This window comes from uncultured Dialister sp. (assembly GCF_937959425.1).
Taxonomy (GTDB): domain Bacteria; phylum Bacillota; class Negativicutes; order Veillonellales; family Dialisteraceae; genus Dialister.
Window position 1 is genome coordinate 1 of record NZ_CALGPS010000113.1, and the last position, 5,874, is coordinate 5,874.

The following is a 5,874-nucleotide window of genomic DNA, read 5'->3' on the forward strand; positions in this document are numbered from 1 at the left end:
TGCTGAGTACCCATAGGGACACTGTGCACATCCTGCATAGGATGTGCAAGTCGGGGAAGTAAGGCGCTGCGTAGAGCAACGTTAGAGTGTCATTGGCATATTTACCCTCGTACACCCTTTGCCACTACGTGGCGTTCCCCTCAAGGGGACACGAGAAAAATAGAGGCGCTTTTCTTTTGTCGCCCCACCGAACTTAGCGGGGTGGCAAAGGAACTGGAGTCACTCCAGCGAACTGGATTCGTAGGGGAGCCTAAGCGACCTGAGAATCCAGTGAGTCGGTGATAGCCGTGCTGTAAGGGAGCGGAAGCGACCTGAGAATCCAGTGACATGCTTCCCACCAGGCAAGGTGGTGGCGCCAGCCACCAAAGGGGGATGCATTTCCTCGCCCGCAGGGCGGTTGTAAAGGTTTTATCATAAGAGGGCGCCTTCTATAATTTAGAGGCGCCCCACCACGGCCTTTGCCCCCTGAGCAGAGCGAACACAACCCTTGGCACCGAGGGCCGACAGGCCCGATGGATGCCATACGCCCCTCTGCGCCGCAGGCGCAGGCCCCTTCGGGAATACAGGAAAGCACCGTCCCGATCCCGACCGCCCCAAGGGGGCTTGTCATCCAATGGCTTTTTTCAGTCCTCCGATATAGTCCATGAGGTCCTGATCTGCCTTGTTTCCTTCTTTGTTGATGATATCCACCACGCCGCTGCCGGTGATGACGCCGTCTGCCAGGGCGGCCATTTCTTTTGCCTGCTTGGGGGTGTGGATGCCAAAGCCTATGGCTACGGGGGTGTCGGTGGTTTCTTTGATGACCCGGATAATGTCTTTCAGGTCGGTTTGGATGCTGCCGCGCATGCCGGTGACGCCCATGGAGGAGACTACATATACGAAGCCTGTGGCGTTTTTCACGTTGCTGCGGATCCGGTCTTCTGATGTGGGGGCTACCATCTGGATGATGTCTACGCCGTTTTCATCGGCCAGGGGACGGATTTCCTGCTGTTCTTCGCCGGGAAGGTCGGGGATGATGACGCCGTCGATGCCGATTTCCTTTGCTTCCTGGAAGAAGCGGTCTGCGGGATAGCGGAAGACGGGGTTGTAGTAGGTGAGAAGGACGATGGGGATGGAGGTGTGTTTCCGGATTTCTTTCACTGTTTCCATGACCTGGGGCAGGTGGATGCCGTTTTTCAGGGCTTTCACGTCGGCTTCCATAATGACGGGACCGTCGGCAATGGGGTCGGAGAAGGGGACGCCCAGTTCGATGAGGGTGGCGCCTGCTTTTTCCATGTCCAGCACGTATCTGACGGTGTCTTCGATGGATGGTGTGCCGGTGGTCAGGAATGCGATTAATGCTTTACCGTTTTTGAATGCTTCATTGATATGGCTCATATGGGGATCCTCCTTAGTCATGCAGGTTTTCACCGCGGTAGCGGGCAATGGCAGCCACGTCTTTGTCTCCGCGGCCGGACAGTGTGATGACGACGATGTCGTCTTTGTTCATGGTTTTGGCTTCTTTCAGTACGCCTGCCACTGCGTGGGCTGATTCGATGGCGCAGATGATGCCTTCTTTTCTGGCCAGGTATTCGAAGGCCTGTACCGCTTCTTCGTCGGTAATGGCGATGTATCTGGCTCTGCCGATGTCATGGAGGTAGGCGTGTTCGGGGCTGACGCCGGGATAGTCGAGGCCGGCGGAAATGGAATAGACTTCGGTGATGTTTCCGTCTTTGTCCTGGCAGAAAATGGATTTCATGCCATGGAAGACGCCGACGGATCCTTTGGTAATGGTGGCTGCATGGTAGGGGGTGTCCACGCCTTTGCCGCCGGCTTCGCATCCTACCAGGGCTACGCCCTGGTCCTGGAGGAAGGGGTAGAAGGTGCCGGCTGCGTTGGAGCCGCCGCCTACGCAGGCGTAGACTCTGGTGGGAAGGCGGCCGGTCCTTTCCAGTACCTGGGCTCTGGCTTCACGGCCGATGCAGCTCTGGAAGTAGCGAACCATTTCGGGGAAGGGGGCGGGGCCGGTGGTGGATCCGATGATGTAGTGGGTATCATCGCAGCGGCGGCTCCATTCCTGCATGGCAGCGTTCACGGCATCCTTGAGGACCCGGGATCCTGTCTTTACTGCGTGGACTTTGGCGCCCAGAAGTTTCATGCGGTATACGTTCAATGCCTGTCTTTCGGTATCGATTTCACCCATGAAGACTTCGCATTCCATGCCGAAGAGGGCGGCAATGGTGGCGGCTGCTACGCCGTGCTGGCCGGCGCCGGTTTCGGCGATGATTCTGGTCTTGCCCATGCGCTTTGCCAGGAGAGCCTGGCCGATGCAGTTGTTAATCTTGTGGGCGCCGGTGTGGTTCAGGTCTTCTCTTTTCAGGAAGATGCGGGGGCCGCCCAGGTCTTTTTCCATGTTTTCCGCTTCATAGAGCATGGAGGGGCGGCCGGTGTAGTTTACGAAGAGACGGTGGAGTTCGTCCTGGAATTCCCTGTCTTTTTTGCATTCTTCGAAGGCTTCGCCTACCCTGTTCACTTCGTTCATCAGTACTTCCGGCACATACTGTCCGCCGTATTCGCCAAATCTTGTTTTCATGTGTATTCCATCCTTTTCTTAAGAATTTTCCTGTATCATTTTCTGGAGAAGGCCGCTTCTGTCTTCGGCCCTCATAAGCATTTCTCCGATAAGCACGGCGTCGGCGCCGGCCTGTCTCATGCGGTGCACCGCTTTTTCATCGGTCATGCCGCTTTCGGAAACAAGGAGCACATCCTTTGGCACCATCTTTGCCAGCCTTTCGGTGGTTTCCATGTGGATGGTGAAGTCCCTGAGGTCCCGGTTGTTCACGCCCACGATGTTCGCGCCGGCTTTCAGCATACGCTCCATTTCCATTTCATCATGGGCTTCGGAGAGGACGTCCAGTCCCAGGTCCTTCGCCCTTTTCATGAAATCTTTGATTTCCTCATCTGTGAGGATGGCTGCGATGAGAAGGACGGCGGAGGCTCCCGCCAGGGCCGCTTCTTCTATCTGGCATTCATCAATGATGAAATCCTTCCGGAGCACCGGGATAGTGACTTCCGACGCCACTTTCCTAAGGTAATCGATGTTTCCTTTGAACCATTTCGGTTCGGTGAGGCAGGAAATGGCGGAGGCCCCTGCCCCTTCGTATTCCTTTGCAATTTTTTCAAAGGGGAAATCGGGGCTGATGAGTCCTTTGGAGGGGGACGCTTTTTTCAGTTCGCAGATGAAGGAAAGACCGGGTTTGGAAAGGTTTTTATAGAAGAGGTGCTCTTTTTTCGGGATGAAATCCTTGATTTCCCTGTGGATTTCATCATAGTACCCTTCTTTTTTGAGCTCCCCTATGCGGCGCCTTGTTTCCTGTGCTATATCGTCAAGAATCATAATGCACCTTATTCGTTGGATACTTTGATGTAGGCTTCCATGGTCTTATAGGCAGCGCCGCTGTCGATGAGTTCCGCCGCTTTCTTCACACCCTCTGCCATGGTTTTCACCGCTCCTGCCGCATAGAGGGCAAGGCCTGCATTCAGGAGCACCGCATTTCTCTTCGTGCCCTGGATTGTTCCGGAAAGGATGCCCTTCGTGATTTCCGCATTTTCTTCCGGCGTGCCGCCGGTGAGCTCTTCTTTCCTGCCCCTGGTGAGGCCGAAGTCCTCCGGTTTGATTTCACTGGTGCGGTAGTAGCCGTTCTTCAGCTCGCACACCAGGGTGGGAGCGCTGGGAGAAACTTCATCCAGGCAGTCCATGCCGTAGACCACGACGGCTTTCTTCACGCCCAGTTTGTCCAGTACCTTGGCCACCGGTTCCACCAGGTAGGCATCGTATACGCCCAGAAGGAAGAAATCGGGGTTGGCAGGGTTCGTCAAAGGTCCCAGGATGTTGAACACGGTACGGAAGCCCAGCTCTTTGCGGATAGGTCCTACATACTTCATGGCTGCGTGGTACTTCTGGGCAAAGAGGAAGCACATGCCCACCTTCTTCAGCATGTCCAGGGCTTTTGCGGGATCCTGGGCAATGTTCGCACCCAGGGCCTCCTGCACATCGGCGGTGCCGCACTTGGAAGAAGCGGCCCGGTTGCCGTGCTTGGCCACCTTCACGCCCCCTGCCGCCACCACGAAAGCGGCGGTGGTGGAAATGTTGAAACTGTTGGACTTGTCTCCCCCGGTACCAACGATTTCCAGCACCTCCATGCCCGGATGGGGCACCGGAGTGGCATGCTCCCTCATGGCCGCAGCGCAGCCGGAAATCTCATCAATGGTTTCCGCCTTCGTGCTCTTCGTGGAAAGAGCGGCCAGGAAGGCGGCGTTCTGGGTGGCGGTGGTTTCACCGTTCATGATTTCATTCATCACATCATAGGCTTCTTTATAGGAGAGATCTCCCTTTCTTACGATTTTCTGGATAGCTTCTTTAATCATTTTGTTTACCTCCTGCTCAGGTCATCTACTTTTTATTTCTTCTATGCTTCCCTTACCTGCCATCGTCTGATAGAGTCCATGATTTCCTCCTTCAGGGAGGTAACAAAAAATCCGTCCCTGACAAATACTTGTCAAGGACGGATAGAATTCCGCGGTGCCACCTTGCTTCAGGGAATGACCCCTGCTCTTAGCGAGATACCAGCATATCTCCGGCAACTGACGTATGCCCTACGTCGCAGGCTACTAAGGAAACCCTTTTCACCGCGCCCTCAGCGGTCCATTTAATAACCTGCGTCCTGCCGGCTTCTCAATACCCCGGCTCCCTGTGAGTGCACGAATTATTTTTATCTCCGCTTCAACGGTTTGCTTTTCTTGTTTCTTAAGTTGTGGCTATTATAATGCAGCGGATTGATTATGTCAAGGAAATTTTTTTGGCAGACTTATTGTCCCCCCCGCCTGGGCCCCTCATCTTATTGTCCTACCGCCTGCGACCTCCTCATCTTATTGTCCCACCGCTTGCGGGGGGAAGGTGGTGCGTCAGCACCAAAGGGGACGGGCCCGCAGGGCCCGAAGGTTCTTAAGGTTCTTAGGTTTGACGGCGGCTCCGCCGACGAGGGTTGTGGATTGCCCTGCGGGCAATGATTATGAAGTCAGCGTTACGGGACTTGCATTTGTGTCACAAGTGCTGCATGAGGTAGTGCTATAGCTCCCTTCCTTTGGAAGGGGGGTGTCGCCGGAGGCGACGGAGGATAGCGGCCTTTCGCAGAAAGGCCGAGGCCCCAAAGGGGCCTAAATGACACATAACGCTGCGCGTCGTATATTCAGACCTATCCTCAGGGCTCCGCCCAGCTCCTTCCAGTGGAAGGAGCCTTACGTTACGGGAATGCCCTCCTGCTGCTTAATTCTCGCTATGCATTACGGTAAATTGGCCACTAACGTGGCCCCCCCTATCCGGCTGCGCCGGACTCCCTCCACGGGAAAGCGTCTCACACGATTCTCAGGTCGCTACCGCTCCCCTACAGCACGGCTATCACCGACTCACAATATTTTGCGCGTCACTGCGTTCCTTCAAAATATGTTCGCTGGTGTGACTCGTGTTCGCTTGCCACCCTATTCAGGGGGGAGAATAAACCTCTCTAATCTTTCCTGCAGAGTCATGTGGCACGAAGCACAGCGTCCATAGTGCCCCTGCTTCAGCGGGGTGGCAAAGGAACTGGAGTCACTCCAGCGAACTGGATTCGTAGGGGAGCCTAAGCGACCTGAGAATCCAGTGAGTCGGTGATAGCCGTGCTGTAGGGAGCCGTAGGCGACTGAGAATCCAGTGACATGCTTCCCTTTGGGTAAAGGTGGTGCCGTAAGGCACCAAAGGGGGTGCCGCATTTCCCTCGCCCGTAAGGGCGGTTGTATGGTTCTATTGTCCACTGTGCACATCCTGCATAGGATGTGCAAGTCGGGCAAAATAAGGCG

At 55.3% G+C, this 5,874-nt stretch carries 4 protein-coding genes; all 4 read right to left on the reverse strand.

Annotation, left to right across the window (positions count from 1 at the left end; translation table 11 throughout):
* Positions 1–606: 606 nt before the first annotated feature.
* The 4 genes from trpA to trpD are packed head-to-tail and all read right to left on the reverse strand — an operon-like array spanning position 607 to position 4,407.
* On the reverse strand, positions 607–1,377 hold the full coding sequence (gene trpA, locus Q0482_RS05015) for a tryptophan synthase subunit alpha (RefSeq protein ID WP_299144184.1): 771 nt from the start codon (positions 1,375–1,377) through the stop codon (positions 607–609).
* A 13-nt stretch (positions 1,378–1,390) separates the two neighbouring features.
* The gene (trpB, locus tag Q0482_RS05020; RefSeq protein ID WP_299144188.1) at positions 1,391–2,572 is read right to left on the reverse strand and encodes a tryptophan synthase subunit beta; all 1,182 of its coding nucleotides are present in this window, start codon (positions 2,570–2,572) and stop codon (positions 1,391–1,393) included.
* Positions 2,573–2,590: 18 nt separating this feature from the next.
* The gene (gene trpC, locus Q0482_RS05025; protein WP_299144191.1) at positions 2,591–3,376 is read right to left on the reverse strand and encodes an indole-3-glycerol phosphate synthase TrpC; all 786 of its coding nucleotides are present in this window, start codon (positions 3,374–3,376) and stop codon (positions 2,591–2,593) included.
* Positions 3,377–3,384: 8 nt separating this feature from the next.
* Positions 3,385–4,407 (reverse strand): anthranilate phosphoribosyltransferase, encoded by a 1,023-nt coding sequence (gene trpD, locus Q0482_RS05030; RefSeq protein WP_299144194.1) that lies wholly within the window; start codon positions 4,405–4,407, stop codon positions 3,385–3,387.
* Positions 4,408–5,874: the final 1,467 nt, after the last annotated feature.

What these genes read in the sequence shown, in the direction of transcription:
- trpD (WP_299144194.1), bottom strand. Translation starts at nt 4,407, where the DNA reads ATGATTAAAGAAGCTATCCAGAAAATCGTAAGAAAGGGAGATCTCTCC.
- trpC (WP_299144191.1), bottom strand. Translation starts at nt 3,376, where the DNA reads ATGATTCTTGACGATATAGCACAGGAAACAAGGCGCCGCATAGGGGAG.
- trpB (WP_299144188.1), bottom strand. Translation starts at nt 2,572, where the DNA reads ATGAAAACAAGATTTGGCGAATACGGCGGACAGTATGTGCCGGAAGTA.
- trpA (WP_299144184.1), bottom strand. Translation starts at nt 1,377, where the DNA reads ATGAGCCATATCAATGAAGCATTCAAAAACGGTAAAGCATTAATCGCA.